The sequence below is a fragment of the Lentzea albida genome (genome assembly GCF_900111005.1).
In the GTDB taxonomy this organism is placed as follows: Bacteria; Actinomycetota; Actinomycetes; order Mycobacteriales; family Pseudonocardiaceae; genus Lentzea; species Lentzea albida.
In genome coordinates this window covers 243,591-265,372 of record NZ_FOFV01000006.1, presented here as the reverse complement: position 1 = coordinate 265,372, position 21,782 = coordinate 243,591, and the positions used below count along the sequence as shown (strand labels likewise).

Annotated in this window: 21 protein-coding genes; 18 read left to right on the top strand and 3 right to left on the bottom strand. The window is 70.3% G+C overall.

All coding sequences use genetic code 11. The annotated features are described in order from the left end of the window. Positions 1-76 precede the first annotated feature (76 nt). The 16 genes from infB to BMY74_RS18025 all read left to right on the top strand — a co-directional run bounded on the left by infB (position 77) and on the right by BMY74_RS18025 (position 17,672). Entirely contained in the window at positions 77-3,259 is a 3,183-nt protein-coding gene (gene infB, locus BMY74_RS18100; RefSeq protein ID WP_089917401.1) for a translation initiation factor IF-2, read from the top strand. A gap of 73 nt (positions 3,260-3,332) precedes the next feature. Further along, positions 3,333-3,629 (top strand): DUF503 domain-containing protein, encoded by a 297-nt coding sequence (locus tag BMY74_RS18095; protein ID WP_089917400.1) that lies wholly within the window; start codon positions 3,333-3,335, stop codon positions 3,627-3,629. A 13-nt stretch (positions 3,630-3,642) separates the two neighbouring features. Further along, positions 3,643-4,095 carry a 30S ribosome-binding factor RbfA gene (gene rbfA, locus BMY74_RS18090; RefSeq protein ID WP_089917399.1) on the top strand — a complete coding sequence of 151 codons (453 nt, stop codon included), beginning with the start codon at positions 3,643-3,645 and terminating at the stop codon, positions 4,093-4,095. A 201-nt stretch (positions 4,096-4,296) separates the two neighbouring features. Continuing rightward, positions 4,297-5,283 carry a DHH family phosphoesterase gene (locus tag BMY74_RS18085; protein ID WP_089917397.1) on the top strand — a complete coding sequence of 329 codons (987 nt, stop codon included), beginning with the start codon at positions 4,297-4,299 and terminating at the stop codon, positions 5,281-5,283. Further along, positions 5,280-6,413, top strand: coding sequence for an ROK family transcriptional regulator (locus tag BMY74_RS18080; protein ID WP_089917396.1), 1,134 nt, complete (start codon positions 5,280-5,282; stop codon positions 6,411-6,413). The genes BMY74_RS18085 and BMY74_RS18080 overlap by 4 nt, the downstream gene beginning before the upstream one ends. A gap of 147 nt (positions 6,414-6,560) precedes the next feature. Continuing rightward, positions 6,561-7,865, top strand: a complete 1,305-nt coding sequence (locus BMY74_RS18075; RefSeq protein ID WP_089917394.1) for an MATE family efflux transporter — start codon at positions 6,561-6,563, stop codon at positions 7,863-7,865. Positions 7,866-7,961: 96 nt separating this feature from the next. Beyond that, the gene (locus BMY74_RS18070) at positions 7,962-9,323 is read left to right on the top strand and encodes an MFS transporter (RefSeq protein WP_089917393.1); all 1,362 of its coding nucleotides are present in this window, start codon (positions 7,962-7,964) and stop codon (positions 9,321-9,323) included. 11 nt (positions 9,324-9,334) lie between these two features. Further along, positions 9,335-10,219 (top strand): tRNA pseudouridine(55) synthase TruB, encoded by an 885-nt coding sequence (gene truB / locus BMY74_RS18065; RefSeq protein WP_256557387.1) that lies wholly within the window; start codon positions 9,335-9,337, stop codon positions 10,217-10,219. A gap of 69 nt (positions 10,220-10,288) precedes the next feature. Continuing rightward, positions 10,289-11,221 carry a bifunctional riboflavin kinase/FAD synthetase gene (locus BMY74_RS18060; RefSeq protein WP_089917721.1) on the top strand — a complete coding sequence of 311 codons (933 nt, stop codon included), beginning with the start codon at positions 10,289-10,291 and terminating at the stop codon, positions 11,219-11,221. A gap of 84 nt (positions 11,222-11,305) precedes the next feature. Beyond that, positions 11,306-11,794, top strand: coding sequence for a helix-turn-helix domain-containing protein (locus BMY74_RS18055; RefSeq protein ID WP_089917391.1), 489 nt, complete (start codon positions 11,306-11,308; stop codon positions 11,792-11,794). After that, complete coding sequence (locus tag BMY74_RS18050) at positions 11,791-12,237, top strand: 2'-5' RNA ligase family protein (protein WP_089917390.1); 447 nt, start codon at positions 11,791-11,793, stop codon at positions 12,235-12,237. Before BMY74_RS18055 ends, BMY74_RS18050 begins: the two co-directional genes overlap by 4 nt. Before the next feature lie 128 nt (positions 12,238-12,365). After that, the gene (gene rpsO, locus BMY74_RS18045; RefSeq protein WP_030471762.1) at positions 12,366-12,635 is read left to right on the top strand and encodes a 30S ribosomal protein S15; all 270 of its coding nucleotides are present in this window, start codon (positions 12,366-12,368) and stop codon (positions 12,633-12,635) included. Between the two features lie 228 nt (positions 12,636-12,863). Next, entirely contained in the window at positions 12,864-15,104 is a 2,241-nt protein-coding gene (locus BMY74_RS18040; RefSeq protein WP_089917388.1) for a polyribonucleotide nucleotidyltransferase, read from the top strand. 107 nt (positions 15,105-15,211) lie between these two features. Next, complete coding sequence (locus tag BMY74_RS18035) at positions 15,212-16,504, top strand: M16 family metallopeptidase (protein ID WP_089917719.1); 1,293 nt, start codon at positions 15,212-15,214, stop codon at positions 16,502-16,504. After that, positions 16,501-17,238: a 4-hydroxy-tetrahydrodipicolinate reductase gene (gene dapB / locus BMY74_RS18030; protein ID WP_089917387.1), complete on the top strand. Its 738-nt coding sequence runs from the start codon at positions 16,501-16,503 to the stop codon at positions 17,236-17,238. Before BMY74_RS18035 ends, dapB begins: the two co-directional genes overlap by 4 nt. Then, positions 17,235-17,672 (top strand): tetratricopeptide repeat protein, encoded by a 438-nt coding sequence (locus BMY74_RS18025; protein WP_089917385.1) that lies wholly within the window; start codon positions 17,235-17,237, stop codon positions 17,670-17,672. The genes dapB and BMY74_RS18025 overlap by 4 nt, the downstream gene beginning before the upstream one ends. A 56-nt stretch (positions 17,673-17,728) precedes the next feature. On the opposite strand, the gene BMY74_RS18020 is transcribed toward BMY74_RS18025, so the two are convergent. Next, on the bottom strand, positions 17,729-18,943 hold the full coding sequence (locus BMY74_RS18020) for a winged helix-turn-helix domain-containing protein (RefSeq protein ID WP_089917717.1): 1,215 nt from the start codon (positions 18,941-18,943) through the stop codon (positions 17,729-17,731). Between the two features lie 53 nt (positions 18,944-18,996). Between BMY74_RS18020 and BMY74_RS18015 the strand changes: the two genes are divergently transcribed. Both BMY74_RS18015 and BMY74_RS18010 read left to right on the top strand, forming a co-directional pair. Next, a complete protein-coding gene (locus tag BMY74_RS18015) occupies positions 18,997-19,539 on the top strand; it encodes a GNAT family N-acetyltransferase (RefSeq protein WP_089917383.1) in 543 nt (180 codons plus the stop codon). A 21-nt stretch (positions 19,540-19,560) separates the two neighbouring features. Next, positions 19,561-20,067 carry a YqaA family protein gene (locus tag BMY74_RS18010; protein ID WP_089917381.1) on the top strand — a complete coding sequence of 169 codons (507 nt, stop codon included), beginning with the start codon at positions 19,561-19,563 and terminating at the stop codon, positions 20,065-20,067. 171 nt (positions 20,068-20,238) lie between these two features. On the opposite strand, the gene BMY74_RS18005 is transcribed toward BMY74_RS18010, so the two are convergent. Both BMY74_RS18005 and BMY74_RS18000 read right to left on the bottom strand, forming a co-directional pair. Continuing rightward, positions 20,239-21,117, bottom strand: a complete 879-nt coding sequence (locus BMY74_RS18005; protein WP_089917379.1) for an SRPBCC family protein — start codon at positions 21,115-21,117, stop codon at positions 20,239-20,241. After that, entirely contained in the window at positions 21,114-21,656 is a 543-nt protein-coding gene (locus tag BMY74_RS18000; protein ID WP_089917378.1) for a winged helix-turn-helix domain-containing protein, read from the bottom strand. Before BMY74_RS18000 ends, BMY74_RS18005 begins: the two co-directional genes overlap by 4 nt. Positions 21,657-21,782: the final 126 nt, after the last annotated feature.

Genomic DNA, 21,782 nt, shown 5'->3' with positions numbered 1-21,782 from the left:
GCTGAAGACATGAACGCGCGACGTTAAGACGAGGTCGATGGGAACTTGCCCGCCGGCCTCACGACCTAGGAGAGCAGTGGCAGGCAAGGCCCGCGTGCACGAGCTCGCGAAAGAGCTCGGTGTTACGAGCAAGGAAGTTCTCAACAAGCTCGCCGAACAGGGCGAGTACGTGAAGTCCGCGTCGTCGACCGTCGAGGCCCCCGTGGCCCGCCGGCTCCGTGACGCGTACGAGGCCAAGTCTTCGAAGCCGGCCCCCAAGCCGTCCGCTCCGAAGCCCAAGGCACCCGCACCCGCTGCCGCAGCAGCGCCCGCCGCACCGGCGGAGTCGAAGCCTGCGGCCGACAAGCCCGCTGCGCCCAAGGGCATGCCCGGACCCCGTCCGGCCGCCCCGCGCCCGCCGGCCCCGAAGCCCGCTCCGGCAGCTTCTGCCGCGCAGACTCCGGCTCCCGCGGCGCCCGCACCGGCACCCGTGCAGTCCCAGGCCCCGGCCGCCGCACCGGCACCCGCCGCGTCGGCTCCGGCCGCCCCGAAGGCTGCCCCGGCACCTGGCGCCAAGCCCGGTGGCGGTCCCCGTCCGGGCCCGCGCCCGGCTCCGCAGCAGCCCGCAGCGCCCCAGCAGCAGCCGCAGGCTCCGGCCGCGTCCGCCGGCGGGCAGTCCCAGTCCGTGGTGCCGCCGCGCACGCAGGCCCCCAAGCCTGCGGGTCCGCGTGCCCCGCGTCCGGGCAACAACCCCTTCGGCGTCGGTGGCGGCAACGCTCCCGCGCCTCGTCCTGGACCTCGTCCCGGCCCGCGGCCCGAGCAGGGCGGCGACCGCCCCGCGGGCGGCCCGAAGCCCGGCGACCCGCGTCCGGCCACGCCCCGTCCCGGTGGCGCGCCCGGCCAGGGTGGTCCGCGTCCGGCTGCCGCGCAGGGTGGCGGCCGTCCCGGCCCCGGTCAGGGCGGTCCTCGTCCGGCTCCGGGCCAGGGTGGTCCTCGCCCGAACCCCGGCAACATGCCCCCGCGGCCGAACCCCGGCATGATGCCCGGCCGTCCGGCCGGTAACCGTCCTGGCCCTGGTGGCGGCGGTGGCCGTCCCGGTGGCGGTGGCGGTGGCGGCGGTCGTCCCGGTGGGGGCGGCGGCGGTGGCGGCTTCCGCGGCGGCGGTGGCGGTGGCGGTGGCGGTGGCTTCCGTCCCGGTGGCGGCGGTGGCGGTGGCGGTGGCTTCCGTCCCGGTGGCGGCGGTGGCGGTGGCGGTGGCTTCCGTCCCGGTGGTGCCGGTGGTGGCGGCGGCGCACCCGCCGGTGGCGGCGGTTTCCGCGGTCGTCCCGGTGGCGGTGGCGGCGCTGGTCGCGGCGGTACCGCTGGTGCCTTCGGTCGTCCGGGTGGTCCGGCGCGCCGTGGACGCAAGTCCAAGCGGCAGAAGCGCCAGGAGTACATGGACAACATGCAGGCGCCTTCGGTCGGTGGCGTCCGCCTGCCCAAGGGCAGTGGCGAGACGATCCGCCTGCCGCGCGGTGCCTCGCTGACCGACTTCGCCGACAAGATCAACGCCAACCCGGCGTCGCTCGTGCAGGTGCTCTTCCACCTGGGCGAGATGGTCACGGCGACCCAGTCGGTGTCCGACGAGATCCTGGAGCTGCTCGGCTCCGAGATGAACTACGTCGTGCAGGTCGTGTCCCCCGAGGAGGAGGACCGCGAGCTGCTCGAGACGTTCGACATCACCTACGGCGAGGACGCCGGCGACGAGGAGGACCTGCAGGTCCGCCCGCCGGTCGTCACCGTCATGGGTCACGTCGACCACGGCAAGACCCGACTCCTCGACACCATCCGCAAGGCGAAGGTGCACGAGGGCGAGGCCGGCGGCATCACGCAGCACATCGGTGCGTACCAGGTGCGGACGGAGCTCGAGGGCAACGAGCGACTCATCACCTTCATCGACACCCCGGGTCACGAGGCGTTCACCGCCATGCGCGCCCGTGGTGCGAACTCGACCGACATCGCGGTCATCGTCGTCGCCGCTGACGACGGCGTGATGCCGCAGACGGTCGAGGCGATCAACCACGCGCAGGCCGCCCAGGCGCCGATCGTGGTCGCGGTGAACAAGATCGACAAGGAGGGTGCGAACCCCTCCAAGATCCGCCAGCAGCTGACCGAGTACGGCCTGGTCGCCGAGGAGTACGGCGGCGAGACCATGTTCGTCGACATCTCGGCGAAGCAGGGCATCAACATCGACGGTCTCCTCGAGGCCATCCTGTTGACGGCCGACGCGTCGCTGGACCTCCGGGCCAACCCGGCCATGGAGGCCCAGGGTGTCGCGATCGAGGCGCACCTCGACCGCGGTCGCGGTCCGGTCGCCACGGTTCTGGTCCAGCGCGGAACGCTCCGCGTGGGTGACTCGATCGTCGCGGGTGACGCGTACGGTCGCGTCCGCCGCATGGTCGACGAGCACGGCGACGACGTGCACGACGCGACCCCGTCGCGTCCGGTGCAGGTCATCGGTCTGACCTCGGTGCCGCGCGCCGGTGACTCGTTCCTCGTCGTCGACGAGGACCGCGTCGCCCGCCAGATCGCCGAGCGTCGTCAGGCCCGCACCCGCAACGCCGCCAACGCGGCGAAGCGCAAGCGCGTCAGCCTGGAGGACCTGGACGCAGCGCTGAAGGAGACCTCGGCACTCACCTTGATCATCAAGGGTGACAACTCGGGTACCGTCGAGGCCCTCGAGGACGCGCTCATGAAGATCGAGGTCGGCGACGACGTCGAGCTGCGCGTGATCCACCGCGGTGTCGGTGGCATCACCGAAGGCGACATCAACCTCGCCGTGGCCGGTTCCGCCATCGTCCTGGGCTTCAACGTCCGGGCCGAGGGCAAGGCGACCGAGCTCGCGAACCGCGAAGGCGTGGACGTCCGGTACTACACGGTCATCTACCAGGCGATCGACGAGATCGAGGCGGCCCTCAAGGGTCTCCTCAAGCCGGAGTTCGAAGAGGTCCAGCTCGGCCGCGCCGAGGTCCGCGACGTCTTCAAGTCCTCCAAGGTCGGCACGATCGCGGGTTGCATGGTCCTGTCGGGCGAGATCCGCCGCAACGCGCGTGCTCGCCTGCTCCGTGACGGCAAGGTGATCGCGGAGAACCTCCCGATCAGCTCGCTCAAGCGGTTCAAGGACGACGCCACCGAGGTCCGCGAAGGTTTCGAGTGTGGTCTCACGCTCGGCAACTACAGCGACCTCAAGCTGGAAGACATCATCGAGACCTTCGAGATGCGCGAGAAGCCGCGCGCCTAGTCGGTTGACGTGAGGGGTGCGGAGCCGTTTTAACCGGTGGCTCCGCACCCCTTTCTTCTGGAGGATCTTGCCCATGTACGTGGGTGCTCTGGAACTGGACGTGTTGCTCGGCGACGTCCATTCGTTGAAGGAGAAGCGTTCGGTGGTGCGGCCCGTCGTGGCCGAACTGCGCAAGCGCTTCGAGGTCGCCGCGTCCGAGGCGGGTCATCAGGACCTGCACCGGCGGGCGTTGATCGGCGTCGCCGCCGTCGCGGCCGACGCGGCGCATGTCAGGGACGTCCTGGCCGGCTGTGAAAGGCTGGTCGCGGGACGGCCCGAACTGGAACTGCTCTCCGCCCGGACGCGTCTCGTCGGGCCGGAGGACGACTAGGAAGGGGAGGCTCGTGGCCGACACGGCACGTGCCCGCAAGCTCGCCAAGCGGATCTCGCAGATCGTCGCTTCGGCTCTGGAGCACGAGGTGAAGGACCCGCGTCTGGCGCGGGTCACGATCACCGACACCAAGGTGACCGGCGACCTGCACGACGCGACGGTGTACTACACCGTTCTCGGTGAGCGCCTGGACACCGAGCCCGACTACGCCGGTGCCGCCGCGGCCCTCGAGAAGGCCAAGGGCGTGTTGCGGTCGCTGGTCGGAGCGCAGACCGGGGTGCGGTTCACGCCCACGCTGACGTTCATGACCGACACCGTGCCGGACGCGGCTCGGAAGATGGACGAGCTGCTGGCGAAGGCCCAGGCCGCGGACGCCGAGGTGGCTCGGCGTGCGGTGGGTGCCTCTCCGGCCGGCGAGGCGGACCCGTACAAGGCGCCGAAGGAAGACGACGAGGACGAGGACTGAGTCCTCGGCGAGGGCTGGGCCTCTTGCGGTCGAGTCCTCGATGGACGGCTTCACACCAGGGCGGACACGTTGCGACGTGTCCGCCCTGGCGTTTCCGGCCCGATCGTCCACTCGGCACACCACCGCCGTAATCGGATGGAAACTGTCTTGTCCGAGGGTGCCCTACCGCACTTCGAGACGGTCAACGGCTAACGTCTCCCTGTGGCAGACGACCTGAGCACCACCATCGCCGAGGCCGCGCGACTGCTGGCCGGTGCCCGTGACGTGACCCTCCTCAGTCACATCAACCCCGACGCCGACACGCTCGGGAGCGCCCTGGCGGTGGGGCTCGCGCTGCACCGGCGCGGGGTCGCGGTGCGAGTCGCGTTCGGCGAGCCGGAGACCGTGCCCGAGAGCCTGAAGGCCTTGGACACCGCGGGGTTGCTCGTCCACCGCGACGAGGTGCCGCAGGCGCCCGAGTTCCTGGTCGTCATGGACACCGGCAGCGTGCAACGGCTCGGGCCGCTCGGTGACCGCGTCACGAACTGCACGGGCCCCGTCGTCGTCGTGGACCACCACGTGTCGAACACGCGGTACGGGACGTTGCACTGCGTCGACTCGCAGGCGGAGGCCACGGCGCTCATCGCGCTCAGGTTGCTGGACGAGATGGACGTCGAGATCGACGAGCCCATCGCGCGGTGCCTGTACGCCGGGCTGGTGACCGACACCGGCGGCTTCCGCAAGGCCGGGCCGGAGGCGCACAAGATCGCCGCGCGGCTGCTGGAGACCGGAGTGGACGCGTACGCCGTCACGCGTCCGTTGATGGACTCGCACCCGTTCGCCTACCTCGGCATGTTGTCGCGCGTACTGGCCAAGGCGGAGCTTGACCAGAAGGCGGCGCACGGCCTGGGGCTCGCGCATGCGGTCGTGAGCCTCGACGACGCGCGTGAGGTGCGCAGCGAGGAGGTCGAGAGCGTGATCGACGTGGTCCGTTCCGCCTCCGAGGCCGAGGTCGCGGCCGTGGTGAAGGAGCTCAGGCCCGGGTTCTGGTCCGTGTCGCTGCGGGCCGTGAGCCGGGTGGACGTTCGTGAGGTGGCGCAGGTCCTCGGAGGTGGCGGGCACCGGCTGGCGGCCGGGTTCACCTTCGACGGGACCGCGGAGCAGGTCGTCGCCGCGCTCAAGGGCGCGTTGGAGCGGGTGGAGTCATGACACGGACAGGGAGCCCGCGGCTGCTGCGGGAGATCAACGACCGGGCCGCGATCGAGACGTTGCTGCGCAGCGGGGCGATGACGCGGGCCGAGCTGGAAGAGGTGATCGGGCTGTCCAAGCCCGCCACCGCCCAGCTGCTGGCGCGGCTCGAGGAGGACGGCATGGTCGTCCGTACGGGGTTGCGCGGGGGTGGGCGCGGCCCGCGTGCGCAGATGTGGGCCGTCAACGGCGGCGTCGGACACGTGGCGGCGGTGGCGCTGTCGGCCGAGCTGATCGACGTGGCCATCGCGGACATCACCGGGTCGTTGCTGGCCGAGCACAGCGCGCCGATGCCCAAGGAGAACACCCTCCCGGTCTTCCGCGAGACCGTGCAGAAGGCGGCGGTCCTGGCGGGCCTGTCGCTCGACGCGTTGTCGCACGTCGTGGTCGGGACGCCCGGTGCGGTGGACCCGGCGACCGGGCACCTCGGGTTCGCGCCGCACCTGCCGGGCCTCGAGGCCGTCGACCTGCCGTCGACGTTGCGCGAGCTGCTCGGCGTGCCGGTGTCGATCGAGAACGACATCAACCTCGCCGCGCTGGAGGAGATGAGCTCCGGCCGCGCCAGCGGGGTGCGCAACTTCGTGCTGTTCTGGCCCGCGGACGAGATCGGGTCGGCGGTCGTGGTCAACGGCACGCTGCTGCGCGGTGTCACGGGCGGCGCGGGCGAGATCGACTCCATGCAGATCCCGGGCGGCCGCTACGGCGACCAGGTCGACAGCGACGCGATCGTCGCGCTGGCGGCCGAGTACGGGATCTCCGCGCCGACCGGGCTGGACGCCGTGGCGCACGCCCTGAACGCCGGCACCGAGGGCAAGGCGTTCCTCACGGCTCTCGCGCACCGGATCGCGCTCGGGCTCGCGAACGTCGTGTGCGTGCTCGACCCGGAGCTCGTGCTGTTGTCCGGCGCGGTGGCGCACGCGGGCGGCGAGACGTTGTGCGACCTCGTGGCCGTCGAACTGCTGAAGCTCGTCGTGCCGCGCACTCCGGTGCACCTCGCGCAGATCACCGCGAAGCCGGTGCGTTCGGGGGCGCTGCACTCGGCGCTGGCCGTGGCGCGCGAGCAGGTGTTCGGGCTGCCGCAACGGTCGTGAGTGGCATCACCGCACGGCGGGGGCTGTGAGCGCCCAGTGCCGCGACAGCCGGCCTTTGCCCCGTGTTCGGTGGTCAGACTGCCGTGAGGTGGCCCGCTGAGCGTCGAAGACGCGGCGAAGGTCGGCTGTCGCGGCACTAGGGTTCGTCTGGTGGAGGATCGGGTTCCCGCTCGGCGGGTGATCGGGCTGGCGGTGCCCGCACTGGGGGTGCTGGCGGCCGAGCCGTTGTACGTGCTCGTGGACACGGCGGTGGTCGGCCACCTGGGGGCGGTGCCGCTGGCCGGGCTCGCCATCGGCGGTGTGCTGCTCACGCAGGTGTCCACTCAGCTGACGTTCCTCTCGTACGGCACGACGGCGCGCACGGCCCGGTTGCACGGGGCCGGACGGCGTCAGGAGGCCGTCGAGGAGGGCGTTCAGGCGACGTGGCTGGCGTTCGCCGCCGGACTGCTCGTGGTGGTGCTGGGGCAGTTGTTCGGGCGGCCTTTGGCGGAACTGCTCGCCGGGCCGGGTGCGGTGGCGGACGCGGCGGTGGCGTGGGTGCGCATCGCGTTGTTCGGCGCGCCGTTCATCCTCGTCACGATGGCCGGCAACGGCTGGATGCGCGGTGTTCAGGACACACGACGGCCGTTGAAGTACATCCTGATCGGCAACGGCATCAGCGCGGTGCTGTGTCCCGCGCTCGTCTACGGCGCGGACTGGGGGCTCGAGGGCTCGGCCATTGCCAACGTTGTCGCGCAGCTGCTCTCGGCCGGGCTCTTCATCAAGGCGTTGTTCGCGGAGCACGTGTCGTTGAAGCCGCATTGGGCTTCCATGCGCGCACAGCTCGGCATGGGGCGCGATCTGGTGTTGCGGAGCCTCGCGTTCCAGGCGTGTTTCATCAGCGCGGCCTCTGTGGCGGCACGCACGTCCGTCGGCGCCTTGGGTGCCCATCAGGTCGTGTTGCAGCTGTGGACGTTCCTCGCACTTGTGCTCGACTCGCTGGCCATCGCGGCGCAGTCGCTCGTGGGTGCGGCGCTGGGGGCGTCGAAGCGCAGGCAGGCCGAGAAGCTCGCCTGGCAGGTCACGCGGTACGGGCTGGTGTTCGGCATCGGGCTCGGGGTCGTGTTCGCGGCGCTGGTCACCGTGCTGCCGCGGGCGTTCACGACGGACCTGGGCGTGCTGGCCGAGATCCCGCACGCGTGGTGGTTCTTCGTTGCGCTGCAACCGATCGCGGGCGTGGTGTTCGCGCTGGACGGCGTGCTGCTGGGCGCCGGCGACGTGAAGTTCATGCGGACCGCGACGCTCGGGTCGGCCGTGGCCGGGTTCCTGCCGCTGGTGTGGGCCTCGTACGCGTTCGGGTGGGGCCTGGCCGGCATCTGGACGGGCCTGTCGCTGTTCATGCTGCTGCGACTCGTGGCCGTGGTGTGGCGGACGCGCTCGGGGGAGTGGGCCGTGGAGGGCGCGGTCCGGTAGTGACCAGGCCCACGGCAGAGGTCCCCGAACGGGTGCTGTGTCCGGCTTCACGGCATGAAACCGTTACCAAGAAGGTTGCTTGATGCGATGTAACTAATGTCCGCCCCGCCTCTGAACTGGGAGAGTGCCGCCTTGCCGCCGGTCGATCGCGCCACCCGTACCTCGTGGCTGATCTGGACCACCGCCGTACTCGTCTACTTCGCCGCCCTGTTCCACCGGACCACGCTCGGCGTGGCCGGACTGGAGGCGAGCGAACGCTTCGGGCTCGGACCCGCCCAGCTCGGTGTCTTCACCGTGCTGCAGATCGGTGTCTACGCCCTCATGCAGATCCCGACCGGCCTGCTAGTGGACCGCTACGGGCCGCGCCGGGTGCTCACCGCCGCCGCCCTGCTCATGGGCACCGGCCAGCTGCTCTTCGCGATCGCCGACTCGTACGCCCTCGGGCTCGTCGCGCGGGCCGTGCTGGGCATGGGTGACGCGATGACGTTCATCAGCGTGATCCGCCTCGTCGCGTCGCACTTCCCGCCGCGCCAGTACTCGTTCGTCGTCGCGATCACGGCCACGATCGGCGGTGTCGGCAACCTCGTCGCCACCGTGCCGCTGACGCTGCTGCTCGGCTCGATCGGGTGGACGTGGGCGTTCCTCGTCGCGGGCGGCCTGACCGCGCTGTACTCGGTCGTCGCGTTCCTGCGGGTGCGGGACGTGCCCGCCGGGTTCACCGCGCCGAAGCCGGAACCCGTGCCGGTGCGCGAGATCTGGCCGAAGGTGCGGCAGGCGTGGAGCGTGCCCGGCACCCGGCTCGGGTTCTGGGCGCACTTCAGCACCATGTCGACCCCCGCCGTCATCGGCCTGCTGTGGGGCTACCCGTACCTCGTGCAGGCGCAGGGCATGTCGCCCAACGCCGCGTCGTCGACGCTGGGCCTGCTCGTGATCGGCGCGATCGTGACGGGACCGGTCATCGGCGGGCTGTTCTCGCGCAACCCCGAGTGGCGGATGCCGATCTCGGTCGGCTTCCTCGGGTTCGCCCTGGCCGGCTGGGCCGTGCTGCTGCTGTGGCCGGGCGGGAAGGTGCCGGCCCCGGTCATCGCCGTCGTGTTCCTGGTGCTGACGGTGGGCGGGCCGATCTCGGGCGTGGCGTTCGCGCTGGCCCGCGACTACAACCCGGCGCACCGCCAGTCCACGGCGAGCGGTCTGGTGAACGTCGGCGGCTTCCTCGCGGTGACGGTCTCGGCGCTCGGCATCGGCGTGCTGCTGGACCTCGTCGAGGGCGTGCTGGCGCCCGTGACGGCGTTCCGGGTCGCGTTCTGCTTCAGCGTGGCGCTGCTGGTGCTGGGGGGCTGGCGGATGCTCGTGTGGTGGCGGCGCGCGCGTGCCGCGGTGTTCGAGGCGGAGGAGCGCGGGGAGACCGTGCCGGTGCAGATCCGGCGTCGCCGTTGGGACGCTCTGAACGTCGCTTAAGATTTCGGGCCGTGAAACCCTCTGTTGCACCGGGCCTGGTCGTCGTCGACAAGCCGGACGGCATGACCTCGCACGACGTGGTGGCGCGTGTGCGCAGGATCCTCGGCACCCGCAAGGTCGGGCACGCCGGCACGCTCGACCCGATGGCGACCGGTGTGCTCGTGCTCGGCATCGAGCGCGCGACGAAGCTCCTCGGCCACCTGGCGCTCGACAGCAAGGCCTACCTGGCGACGATCGTGCTCGGCGCATCCACCACCACGGACGACGCCGAGGGCGAGGTGCTGTCCACTGAGGACGCTTCCGGGGTGGCCGACGACGCGATCGCCGCCGAGGTGGCGAAGCTGACCGGCCCGATCCAGCAGGTGCCGTCGTCCGTGTCCGCGGTGAAGATCGACGGCAAGCGCGCTTATGCCCGTGTGCGTGCGGGTGAGGACGTGGAGATCCCCGCACGGCCCGTGACGGTGCACCGGTTCGACGTGTTGTTCTCGCGCCGTGAGGACAAGCAGGTGCTTCTGGACGTGATGGTCGAGTGTTCGTCCGGCACGTACGTGCGCGCGTTGGCGCGTGACCTGGGTGCCGCGCTGGGGGTCGGCGGGCACCTGGGTGCGTTGCGGCGCACCAGGGTCGGGCCGTTCGACCTGCGCGTGGCGAAGACGTTGCAGCAGCTGGAGGAGACGCCCGGGCTGTCGCTCGACCTCGACGCCGCGGTCGCGACGGCGTTCCCGCGCCGGGAGATCGACCCGAACGAGGCGTCGGCGTTGTCGCACGGGCAGCGGCTGCGGGCGGGCGGGATCGACGGCACGTACGGGGTGTTCGGACCGGACGGGCACGTCATCGCGCTCGCCAAGGACGAGGGCACCGCGTGCAAGCCCGTGGTGGTGCTGAGCCCGGCCTGATGCCCGAGTGCCGCCCGTCTCCCGAGGCGGGCAGGCGTGCGCACCGGCCGGGGTCGTAGGCTGATCGCCGTGCAACGCTGGCGCGGACTAGATCACCTCCCCGGCGGCTGGGGCCGCTGCGTCGTCACCATCGGCGTGTTCGACGGTGTCCACAAAGGCCACCAGGCGCTGATCGGACGTGCCGTCGGCCTCGCGGAGCAGCGCGGCCTGCCGAGCGTGCTGATGACCTTCGACCCGCACCCGTCCGAGGTGGTGCGTCCCGGCAGCCACCCCGCGCAGCTCACGACGCTGCGACGGCGTTCGGAGCTCGTCGAGGAGCTCGGCATCGACCACTTCGTGGTGGTGCCGTTCAGCCTGGAGACGAGCCGGATGCCCGCGGACGAGTTCGTCCACGAGGTGCTCGTCGAGAAGCTGCACGCGGCCGCCGTCGTGGTGGGGGAGAACTTCACGTTCGGGCACAAGGCGGCCGGTAACGTCGCGTTGCTGCGTCAGCTGGGGCAGCGGTTCGGATTCGTGACCGAGGGGGCTGATCTGGTGTCCGCAGACGACGTGACGTACTCGTCGACCTACATCCGCGCGTGCATCGACGCCGGCGACGTGAAAGCGGCGGCCGAGGCGCTGGGCAGGCCGCACCGGCTCGAGGGGATCGTCGTCAAGGGCGACGGGCGGGGCAAGGACCTGGGGTTCCCGACCGCCAACCTGTCGACGCCGAAGTTCGCGGCCGTTCCGGCGGACGGGATCTACGCGTGCTGGTTCACCGACGCCAAGGGCAAGACCCTGAAGGCCGCCGTCTCAGTAGGGACGAATCCGACGTTCTCCGGCCGTGAGCGGCGAGTCGAGGCGTTCGTGCTGGACGTCGACGAGGACTATTACGGCCAACGCGTCGCCATCGACTTCGTGGACAGGCTGCGGGAGATGGAGAAGTACGACTCCGTCGAGGCCCTGCTCGAACAAATGCACCGGGACGTAGACCGAACGAGGGAACTGCTGGCCGAGTCGTGACCGTCAGATCAGGCGAAGTGGGCATCTGAACGCTTCCCGGCTGGCAGGATGCGGGTCGGAGCGCGGGCTACTGGAGAGGCCAAGGTGGAGGACCACAAGATCGTTCAGCGCAACCTCGCCCTGCAACGGGAGTGGTACGGGGAGCCTCTGGGCGACCGCGTGCGCAGGCTGGTCGTGGCCTTCAACGTGTCGCAGGCGCAGCTCGCGGACGTGCTCGGGATCAGCGCGCCGATGCTCAGCCAGGTGATGAGCGGCCGGCGCGCCAAGATCGGCAACCCCGCCGTGCTCGCCCGGCTGATCATGCTGGAGCGCAAGATCCTCACGCCGGACGTGGCGACCGGGGCGCCGGAGGCGTTGCAGCGCGCGCTGGACGAGGTGCGCGAGTCCAAGCCGACGGTGTCGCGCGACTCGTTGCCGGTCAACGGCGACGAGAGCGTCGCGTACCCGGTGCTGCGCCGCGTAGCCGACCGGATCGAGCTGCAGCAGGCGGCCGACCTCCTGCACGAGGACTTCCCGGCCATCGCCGACCTGTTCCGCCGCGCCATCCGGGCCGCGGGGCCGCCGCCCCGGTGACGTTCTTCACCGCGCTGTACCCGCCCGCGCACGTCGTCGGTGAGCTCGACGCCGTGCTGGACCGCCGCCTCGACGTGGAGTGGACGAAGCCGGAGAAGTGGCACATCACGTTGTGCTTCCACGGCGAAACCGCAGATCACGAACGCTTCAAGGCCCTCGAAGGGCTGGAGGTCCCGCAACTGCGGCTCAAGGACTTCGGAAACTTCCGGGGCGAAGTCCTGTGGGCGGGAATTCACGGCGGGTTAAATGAGTTGGCACGAGCAGCGGGTGCGGACGACAATTGGTTCGCGCACCTGACGGTGGCCTACGGGTACAAGGGACAACCGATGCCGGAGTTCCTGAGCAGCCCGTGGCAGCCGGCGGAAGCGGTGCTCGTGAGCAGCGCGGACGGCGTCTACACACCCGTGGACCGGGTGGGGTTGCGCACGTCAGCGCGCCGCTGAGCGCTCTGCCTGATAACCTTCGCAGTTGGGTCTGGCTGCGGTCCGTGGCGGCCAGTACCGGCTACCCCGGCCAGCAATTCGGCGGGCAAGGGGCCGCACGGACCTGAACGAAGTAGGAGAAGTACCTAGTGGCACTGTCCACGGAACAGAAGAAGTCCATCCTCGGTGAGTACGGTCTGCACGACTCGGACACCGGTTCCACCGAGGCCCAGGTGGCCCTCCTGAGCAAGCGCATCGCGGACCTCACGGAGCACCTGAAGCAGCACAAGCACGACCACCACTCCCGCCGCGGTCTCCTGCTGATGGTCGGCCGTCGCCGCCGTCTGCTGAACTACCTGACCAAGGTGGACATCAACCGCTACCGCGCGCTGATCCAGCGCCTCGGTCTGCGCAGGTGATTCACACCGAGGGGGAGTGACCGGCCGGTCACTCCCCCTCGGTGCACAACCGGGTGTATACAGATCCCTGGTTGCAAAGAGGAACGAACAGGGCCCGCATCGCGCGAAGCAGTTTTCGCCGGTCCTCGGTAGTGGCCCCCTGGTGGAAACGCCCCAGGGGACTTCGATCGAAGACCGGCCTCGTCAAATCGCGTGAGCGGCGTCCAAAAGACGAGGAGTAACAAGTAAATGACGGACATCGAGGTCCACGAGGCGACTGCCGTTATCGACAACGGCAAGTTCGGCTCGCGCTCCATCCGCTTCGAGACCGGGCGCCTCGCGCGTCAGGCCGCCGGCAGCGTGGTGGCGTACCTGGACGACGAGACGATGCTGCTGAGCGCCACGACGGCGTCGAAGCACCCCAAGGAGCACTTCGACTTCTTCCCCCTCACGGTGGACGTCGAGGAGCGCATGTACGCCGCGGGCCGCATCCCCGGCTCCTTCTTCCGGCGTGAGGGCCGTCCGAGCACGGACGCCATCCTCACCTGCCGCCTGATCGACCGTCCGCTGCGCCCGTCCTTCGTGGACGGTCTGCGCAACGAGATCCAGGTCGTCATCACCGTGATGAGCCTGAACCCGAAGGACCTGTACGACGTCGTGGCGATCAACGCCGCGTCCGCGTCGACGCAGCTCGCGGGTCTGCCGTTCTCCGGCCCGATCGGCGGCGTCCGCGTCGCCCTGATCGAGGGTCAGTGGGTCGCGTTCCCGACGCACGAGCAGCTCGAGAAGGCCGTGTTCGACATGGTCGTCGCGGGCCGCGTGGTCGAGTCCGGCGACGTCGCGATCATGATGGTCGAGGCCGAGGCCACCGAGAACGTGATCGACCTGATCGGCGAGGGCGCCGTCGCCCCCACCGAGGAGGTCGTGGCCGCGGGTCTTGAGGCCGCCAAGCCGTTCATCAAGGTCCTCTGCGAGGCCCAGGCGCAGCTCGCCCAGGTCGCCGCGAAGGAGACCGGTGACTTCCCGACGTACCCGGCCTACCAGGCCGACGCGTTCGAGGCCGTCGAGTCCGCCGCCGCCGGCGAGCTGGCGCAGGCGCTGACGATCGCGGGCAAGCAGGAGCGCGAGAGCAAGCTCGACGAGATCAAGGCCGCCACGCTCGAGAAGCTGGCCGAGCAGTTCGAGGGTCGCGAGAAGGAGGTCGGCGCCGCGTTCCGCTCGCTGACCAAGAAGCTCGTGCGCCAGCGGATCCTGCGCGACAAGGTCCGCATCGACGGCCGTGGCCTCACCGACATCCGCGACCTGGGTGCCGAGGTGGCCGTGATCCCGAGGACGCACGGTTCGGCGCTGTTCGAGCGCGGCGAGACCCAGATCCTGGGTGTCACCACGCTGAACATGCTGCGCATGGAGCAGCAGATCGACTCGCTGTCCCCCGAGACGCACAAGCGCTACCTGCACCACTACAACTTCCCGCCCTACTCGACCGGTGAGACCGGCCGCGTGGGCTCGCCGAAGCGCCGCGAGATCGGCCACGGCGCACTGGCCGAGCGCGCGCTCATGCCGGTGCTCCCGAAGCGCGACGAGTTCCCGTACGCGATCCGCCAGGTGTCCGAGGCCCTCGGCTCCAACGGCTCGACGTCCATGGGTTCGGTCTGCGCTTCGACCCTGTCGCTGCTCAACGCGGGTGTCCCGCTGAAGGCGCCGGTCTCCGGCATCGCGATGGGTCTCGTCTCCGACGAGGTCGACGGCAAGACCGAGTACGTGGCGCTGACCGACATCCTCGGTGCCGAGGACGCGTTCGGCGACATGGACTTCAAGGTCGCGGGCACCAAGGAGTTCGTGACGGCGCTGCAGCTCGACACGAAGCTCGACGGCATCCCGTCCGAGGTGCTGGCGGCGGCGCTGGGCCAGGCCCGCGACGCGCGCTACACGATCCTCGAGGTCATGGCCGAGGCCATCGCCACGCCGGACGAGATGAGCGCCTTCGCGCCGCGCGTCACGTCGGTCAAGATCCCGACCGACAAGATCGGCGAGGTCATCGGCCCGAAGGGCAAGATGATCAACTCGATCACCGAGCAGACCGGTGCCGACATCTCCATCGAAGACGACGGCACGATCTACGTCGGTGCGGCGGACGGCCCTTCGGCCGAGGCCGCGATCGGCATGATCAACGCGATCGCGAACCCGCAGCTGCCGAAGGTCGGCGAGCGCTTCCTGGGCACCGTGGTGAAGACGGCCGCGTTCGGCGCGTTCGTCTCGCTGCTGCCCGGCAAGGACGGCCTCGTCCACATCTCGAAGCTGGGCAACGGCAAGCGCATCGCGAAGGTGGAGGACGTCGTCAAGGTCGGCGACAAGCTCCGCGTCGAGATCGCCGACATCGACCAGCGCGGCAAGATCAGCCTCGTCGTGGTGTCCGAAGAGGACGCCGCGAAGCCGGCCGAGGCCCCCGCTGCCGAGGACGCTGCCGCCGAGGCGGCTCCCGCGCAGTGAGCACGACTGACAACAACGTGACGGCCGCGGGTGCATCCACCCGCGGCCGTCCGCGTACTCCCGTGCTGGGCCACCTCCAGAAGCCCGGCAGCACACGGGTGCTGGAGATGTCCGCCGGGTCCGAGGTGCGGCGCAGCATGCTGCCCTCGGGCCTGCGGGTCATCACCGAGCGCATCCCGAGCGTGCGGTCCGCGTCGGTCGGGCTGTGGGTGCAGGTCGGTTCCCGTGACGAACGGCCCGAGGTCGCGGGTGCGGCGCACTACCTCGAACACCTGCTGTTCAAGGGAACGGCGCGGCGCACGGCCGCGGCCATCGCGGAGGAGATCGACGCGGTCGGCGGCGAGCTGAACGCGTTCACCGCGAAGGAGCACACCTGCTACTACGCGCACGTCCTGGACGAGGACCTGCCGCTCGCGATCGACCTGGTCGCGGACGTGGTGTTCGAGGCGATCTGCGGTCCACGCGACTTCGAGACCGAACGCGGTGTCGTGCTCGAGGAGATCGCGATGCGCGACGACGACCCCGAGGACCTGCTGCACGACGCGTTCATCGAGGCGTTGTTCGGCGGGCACGCGCTGGGGCGTCCCGTTCTCGGCACCGAGAAGTCCATTCAGGACATGCAGCGGGACAACCTGTTCTCGTTCTACAAGAAGCGCTACACGTTGCCGCGCATGGTGTTCGCCGTCGCCGGCAACATCGAGCACACGCAGGTCATGCGCCTGGTGCGCAAGGCGATCGGCGACCGGCTGTCGCGCGAGGGCAGCGCGGTGACGCCCCGTGCGGGTCGCGCGCGCATCGCGGACGCCCGCAAGCTGGTGCTGCACACCGACGACACCGAGCAGGCGCACCTGATGCTCGGCATGAAGGGCCTCGACCGCCACGACGAGCGCCGGTTCGCGCTGAACGTGCTGAACGCGGCGATCGGCGGCGGAATGAGCTCGCGGCTGTTCCAGGAAGTGCGCGAACGGCGCGGCCTGGCGTACCAGGTGTACTCGTCGGTGGGGCTCTACGCCGACACCGGCACGTTCGCCGTCTACGCGGGCTGCCAGCCGGACCGCCTGGGCGAGACCGCCGGCGTGATCCGCGAGGTGCTCGTGGACGTCGCGCGAGGCGGGCTCTCCGACGCCGAAGTGGCGCGCGGCAAGGGCCAGCTGCGCGGTGCGTTGGTGCTGGGCCTGGAGGACACCAGTTCCCGGATGTCGCGCATCGGCAAGTCCGAGCTCAACTACGGCGACCACCTGAGCGTGGAAGCGACTTTGGCGCGGATCGACGCCGTCTCCGCCGAGGAAGTGGCGCTGCTCGCACGTGATCTGCTGCGCCGTCCCGTCGCCGCGGCGGTGGTCGGCCCTTACGATCACGCCGACGATCTGCCGGACCAGGTACACGAGGTGATTGCATGATTCGCGTCGGAGTTCTCGGCGCGCGGGGCCGCATGGGTTCCGAGGTGGTCCGCGCGGTCGAGGCCGCGAAGGACATGGAGGTCGTGGCGGCCATCGACGCCGACGACCCGTTGTCCGCCCTGGTGGACGCGGGCGCGCAGGTCGTCGTCGACTTCACGCACCCCGACGTGGTGATGGACAACCTCTCGTTCTGCATCGAGAACGGAATCCATTGCGTCGTCGGCACTTCCGGTTTCGACAACGAGAAGCTCGCCGCCGTCGAGGCACTGCTGGCGTCGCGTCCCGACGTCGGTGTGCTGGTGGCGCCGAACTTCGGCATCGGCGCCGTCCTGCTGATGCGCTTCTCGGAGATCGCGGCCCGCTACTACGAGTCGGCCGAGATCATCGAGCTGCACCACCCGCGCAAGGCCGACGCGCCTTCGGGAACGGCCGCGCACACCGCTCGCCTGATCGCGGCGGCGCGTTCCGGCATGGACCCGATGCCCGACGCGACCACGGTCGAGGAGCCGGGTGCCCGCGGCGCTCAGGTCGACGGCGTGCGCGTCCACTCGCTGCGGATCTCCGGCATGATCGCGCACCAGGAGGTCGTGTTCGGCGGCGAGAGCGAAACCCTGACGATCCGCCAGGACTCGTTTCACCGCACGTCCTTCATGCCCGGCGTGGTGCTGGGCGTGCGGGAGATCGCCGGCCGTCCCGGCCTCGCGGTCGGTCTCGACAAGTACCTCGACCTGTGAAGGTCCGGGTCACCGTCGCGGTGCTGATCGCGGCTCTCGCGGTCTACTTCGTCCTGCTCGCCGGCCGTGCGATCGCCCTGCTGCAGACCGGTTCGCCGGTCGGGGTGCTGCTCGGCGTCGGCGTGCTGATCCTGCCGCTGCTCGGGGTCTGGCTCGTGTACTCCAACCTGCGTTTCGGTTGGGAGACCGAGAAGATGGCGCGCGAGCTGGACGCGGACGGGCTGCTGCCCGACGTGTCGCACCTGCCGCGCCGCCCGTCCGGCCGGGTGGACCGGGAAGCCGCCGACTCGTGGTTCGAGGAGCGGCGGGCCGAGGTCGAGGCATCGCCGGAGGACTGGCGGGCCTGGTTCCGGCTGGCTTACGCGTACGACATCGCGGGGGACCGCGGACGGGCGCGGGAGACGATGCGCAAGGCGATCGAACTGCACGCGTGAGACGAAGCCCCGGGCCTGCGGCCCGGGGCTTCTGCGTCGGTGGTCGGGGTCGGGCGTCAGCCGTTCACCACGGCCGCGATCAGCTCCGCAGCCAGATCCCCCTTCTGCACCACCAGGACGTCCTCCAGCCCCAGCCAGTCGGCCATGTGCCGCAACTCCGCCGCGAGCTCCACCGCGACCCGCCCCCGGTCCACCCCGGGCTCCGCCCACGCCGACTGCACCCGCAGCACCCCGGCCGCCCGGTCCGCCTTGATGTCCACCCGCCCCACGAGCGCACCGTCCAGCAGGAACGGGAACACGTAGTACCCGTGCACCCGCTTGGGCTCCGGCACGTAAATCTCGATGCGGTACCGGAACCCGAAGATCCGCTCGGTCCGCGCGCGCTCCCAGATCAGCGGGTCGAACGGGCACAGCAACGCGCGTCCCGTGACACGACGTGGCGCGCGGGCGTCGACGTGCCGGTAGCCGACGCCCTTCCAGCCCTCGACCGCGACCGGCTCCAGCACGCCGTCCGACACCAGCGCCGCCACGGCGGCCTGGGAGCGGCGGGGGTCCAGGCGGTAGTAGTCGCGCAGGTCCGGTTCGGTCGCCACTCCCAGCGCGACCGCGGAGCGCTGGACGAGTTCGCGGGCGCCGGAGTCCGCGTCCCACTTCTGGGCCAGCACGTCGGGCGGGATGACGCGTTCGGTCAGGTCGTACAGGCGCTCGAAGCTGCGGCGGGTGCCAGTGGTCAGGACGCCCACGCCGAACAGGACCTCGCAGATGCGCTTGACCTCGGACCAGTCCCACCACGGGCCCTTCGCGCGGCCCCGGTCGCCCATGAGGGCCTTCTCGAGGGCGCCGGCGCCTATCGGGCCCAGTTCCTTCACGGCGGCGAGGACGGCGTCGACCAGTTGCGGGGAGCGTTCGACGATCGTCTGGTAGTTCTGCCACCAGCCGCGCTTCTTCGCTCCCGAGTGGAACAGCGGCCAGTCGGCCACGGGCACCAGGGACGCCTCGTGCGCCCACGTCTCGACAAGCATGCGGGGCTTGCGCGCCGAGTGGGTCCAGGCGGCTTCGTCCAGCAGGGACGGCGCGTAGGAGCCCAGGCGGGAGAACAGCGGCATGTAGTGCGCTCGCACGGCCACGTTCACCGAGTCGATCTGCAGCAGCTGCACGCGGGACAGGACCCGCTGCAGGTGCCTGCGGGTGGCGGCGGACGGTCTCGGGTCGGTGAAGCCCTGGGCCGCCAGGGCGATTCGGCGGGCGACGTCGGCGCTAATGCTCTGCACGGGGGCGATGGTGCCACGCACCCCTGACAATTCGACGTCGATAGGGTGCGTCCATGGCCGACGCCGGCGTGGACATCGCCACCGCTGCTGATCTCCAGGAGATCGTCCGCATCCACCGGGAGACGTGGCGGCTCGCTTATGCGGAGCTGCTCCCTCCCGAAGTCCTCGACACGCTCGACACCGACGAGGCGTGGGCACTCGCCGTGCAGCAGGGCGCCGTGCTCAAGGCGACGGAGGGGGAGTGGACGGTCGGGTTCGTCGTCGCCAGCAAGGCGCCCGAGGAAGAAGTGGCCAGGGCGGACGGGAGCCTGCCCGCGGACGCGGAGACCACGGCGCTCGTCAGCGTCCTCGTGGAGCCGCGCTGGGGCCGCAGGGGGCACGGCACGCGGCTCGTCGCGGAAGCCGCCCAACGCCTGCGGGAGTCCGGGGCCACGCGCGGCATCGCGTGGGTGCCGGAGGCGGACAAGGCGTCCAAGAACTTCTACGAACGACTGGGCTGGACGGGGGACGGCACCGTACGCACGTTGGACGCAGGCGGGCGTCCGTTGCGCGAGGTCCGGGTGTCCGGTGAGCTCGCGGTCCGACTCGACGACTGAGATCTGTGTAACCTCGGCCGGGTGCTCGCCCTGGTTGGCCTCACCTTCGGGGTCGCGTTCGGCTCAGCGCTAGTCCCCTTGATCAGCATCGAGATGTTCGTCCTGGGACTCTGCGCGCGCTGGCCGGACACATCGTTCTGGATCGTCGGCCTGTCGGTGGCGGTCGGCCAGGTGCTGGGCAAGCTGCTGTACTTCTACGCGGCGCGCGGCGACATCCACCTGCCGAAGTTCCTGCACCGCAAGCCGAGCGGCAAGCCGTCGAGGCTGAAGCGCTGGTTCGGCCCCGGCACGCGGTTGCACCGCTGGGGCGACTGGATCCACGTGAAGTGCCGCGCGCACCCGAACTGGATGGCGGGCACGCACGGCGTGAGCGCGCTGATCGGGGTGCCGCCGTTCATGGCGACGAGCGTGCTCGCCGGGCTCGCGGGCATGTCCACGCTGATGTTCGTGGCCACCGGCATGGTGGGCCGCTTCGCGAGGTTCAGCGTCCTCGCGGCGTCCCCGGCCGTGGTCATGGCGTGGTTCTAGTAGTTGAAGAAGACCGCCGCCGTCACGGAGAAAGCGATCAACACGGCGGCCACGGTGATTCGCGCTGACTCGAGCACGACCCCGAAGATATCGGCCCGTCGCCGACGAAAGCCAGGCGCGAACGAGTGAGAGCCGAATGATCTGGCTCTCACTCGCCCGTTTCACGCCCGTTTATTCGTAGACGAGCACGCCGTCGGGCAGTCCGGGGGCCTCGTAGGAGTGCCACATCGGGCGCCAGTCCGGCAGTTCGAGCATGCGGCGCATGTCCGCGAACCCGGACAACCAGCCCATCCACGAGCCGTACGGCGGGTCGGCCGGGTCGAACCCGCTCTGCACGAACGTCAGCCGCGTCCTGCCCTCGGACCCCTTGAGCTGCCAGTCCGAGACCATGCCGTCGGGGAACTCCAGCGTGAAGTGCTCGGAGTCCAGCGCCACGATCTTCGCCGGGTTCGGCTCGTCGTCGAAGCTGCTGCCCATGGCCCACCGGCCGCCGACGCGCGGTTCGATCGAGCAGCGGGCCCCGAAGTACCGCGCGAACACGTCCTCGTCGGTCAGTGCGTGGATGATCGCCTCGGGCGGTGCCGCGATGTCGACCTCGATCCGCTGCTCGGGCGTCGAGAAGTCGCAGAGCGCGAAGACCGGACGGCCTTCGACGTGCTCGACGAGGTTCGCGAGCGACAGCGACCAGAACGTCTGGACGACGCCCGCCTTGCCCTCGTCCTCGACGCCGGCGCCCCAGTCCGGGTACGGCGACTGCGACGCCACGATCAACGTCTGGCCATCGCGCTCCTCTACGCCGAGTTCGATCGTGTAGTCGGTGCCGTGCAACAACCACGAGAAGCGCACCGAAGAAGAAGTGGTCTCCAGCAGCTTCTGCCGGCCGCGCTCGCCCTCGGGCGTGTAGCGCCCCCAGAACTCGTACACGCCGTGCTCGAGGTCCACGTCGGCGTGCTCGGCGAGCCAGACGCGCAGGTCGTCGGCCTCGGTCAGCGCCTGGAAGGCCCTGGCGGGGGAAGCGGTGGTGCGGACGCGGACAACTCCGGTGCTCATCGATCGTCTCCCTTGGGATAGCAGGCGAGCGCGATGCGGAACGCATCCCCTTCCGCGCCGCCGTATCGGGTGAAGAGGTCCTGCAACGTCGTCTGCAGGTCGGCCAGGAAGCGCGCGCGGTCCTCGGGTGGCACCCGGATCTCGCCGGACACGCCCACGGACGGCAGTTCGCTCGACCTGTCGAGCGCCGCCACGTCGTCCTGGATCTGCTCGGCGAGGTCCACGAGGTGCCCCAATGCCAGTTCGTCGCGCGTCCCGATCCGGCCGACCAGGCGCGGCGACAGCCAGTACGACCGCGCCACCGCCTGGTAGAGGCCCTCCTGGACGCCGCGCACCCTGCGCTCGGAGACCTGGGTGGCCAGACCGGCCTTGACCAGCTGTTTCACGTGGTAGTGCACGCGTTGCGGCGTCTGTTCGAGCACTTCGGCGACCTCGGTGCACGAACGCGGCGCGGCGAGCTGCCGCAGCACCTCCACGCGCTGCGGCTTGAGCAGGGTCTCGGCCTGCTCCATCCGTTCCAGGTAGATGACGTCTCTCATCGCAAAAAAGACTTTGAACGTTCAAAACTCTTTTGTCAATAGGTCCGACAACTATGAGCTGACAGATATTGAAATCTGTCAGCCCATCGGGCATGGTGGAGACACCGAAGACGACGAAGGGGTTCG